Origin of the sequence: Denitromonas iodatirespirans (assembly GCF_018524365.1) — a bacterium.
Classification (GTDB): Bacteria; Pseudomonadota; Gammaproteobacteria; order Burkholderiales; family Rhodocyclaceae; genus Nitrogeniibacter; species Nitrogeniibacter iodatirespirans.
In genome coordinates, this window is the sequence record NZ_JAEKFT010000091.1 from 1 (window position 1) to 1,319 (window position 1,319).

The following is a 1,319-nucleotide window of genomic DNA, read 5'->3' on the forward strand; positions in this document are numbered from 1 at the left end:
GGGTTTGGTGGAGGCTCTCCCTCTTGAGAAGATAGAGCCATGAACACCATGAAGAAGAAACCCGTGAAGTACTCCCCCGAAGTCCACGAGCGCGCCGTGCGCATGGTTGCCGAGTGTCGAGGCGACCACCCCTCGCAGTGGGCGGCCATCGAGTCCATCGCCGCCAAGATCGGCTGCACACCGCAGACCTTGCATGGCTGGGTTCGGCAGCACGAACGGAACACCGGCCAACGCCCGGGCCCCACAACGGCTGATCAGCAGCGGGTCAAGGAACTGGAGCGTGAGGTCCGTGAGCTGCGCAAGGCCAACGAGATCCTCAAGCTTGCCAGCGCGTTTTTCGCCCAGGCGGAGCTCGACCGCCGATTCAAGTCCTGAGAGCGTTCGTCGATCAGCATTGCGATACCTTCGGGGTCGAGCCGATCTGCCGGCAATTGCAGATCGCCCCGTCGGGCTACTGGCGTCACCGTGCTTTGCAGCGCCATCCTGAAAGACGCAGCGCCCGCGTTCGACGTGATGAAGCGCTGGCGGTCGAGATCGAGCGGGTCTGGAATGCCAACTTGCAAGTCTATGGCGCCGACAAGGTGTGGCGGCAACTGAATCGGGAGTCGATCAGCGTGGCCCGTTGCACGGTCGAGCGACTCATGCGTGCGCAGGGTTTGCGTGGCGTGGTACGCGGCAAGGTCGTACGTACCACGGTCAGTGACAGCAAAGCGCCGTGTCCGCTCGATCGGGTCAATCGGCAGTTCAAGGCCGAGCGGCCCAACCAGCTTTGGGTCTCGGACTTCACGTATGTCTCGACCTGGCAGGGTTGGTTGTACGTGGCCTTCGTGGTCGATGTCTTTGCCCGGCGCATCGTGGGTTGGCGGGTGAGCAGTTCGATGAGCACCGACTTCGTCCTCGACGCACTGGAGCAGGCTTTGTACGCGCGCCAACCCGGTGCGGAGGAAGCCTTGATCCACCACTCGGACCGCGGATCGCAGTACGTCTCGATCCGCTACAGCGAACGGCTCGCCGAGGCTGGCATCGAGCCGTCAGTGGGTAGCAAGGGCGACAGCTACGACAACGCCCTGGCCGAGACCATCAATGGCTTGTACAAGGCCGAGATGATCCACCGGCGGGCACCTTGGAAAACCAAGGAGTCGGTCGAGCTGGCAACGCTCGAATGGGTCGCCTGGTTCAACCACCACAGGCTGCTCGAACCGATCGGGTATATCCCGCCTGCAGAAGCTGAGGCAAACTACTACAGGCAACTCGCCAGCGAGGCCGCCATCCCGGCCTGACTTAAACCAAACGGCCTCCACCGAACCCGGGGCGATTCA

The 1,319-nt window shown here is 62.7% G+C and carries 1 protein-coding gene and 1 other annotated feature; the gene reads left to right on the forward strand.

The annotated features are described in order from the left end of the window. Nucleotides 1-48 precede the first annotated feature (48 nt). Nucleotides 49-1,280, forward strand: a protein-coding gene (locus tag I8J34_RS24035) for an IS3 family transposase (protein WP_214364162.1) whose coding sequence is annotated in 2 segments (ribosomal slippage) — nt 49-340 and nt 340-1,280 — 1,233 coding nt in all. Because the reading frame shifts where the segments join, the coding sequence is not laid out codon by codon here. Continuing rightward, nucleotides 330-446, forward strand: a sequence feature (AL1L pseudoknot). Its footprint overlaps the gene before it by 117 nt. Nucleotides 1,281-1,319: the final 39 nt, after the last annotated feature.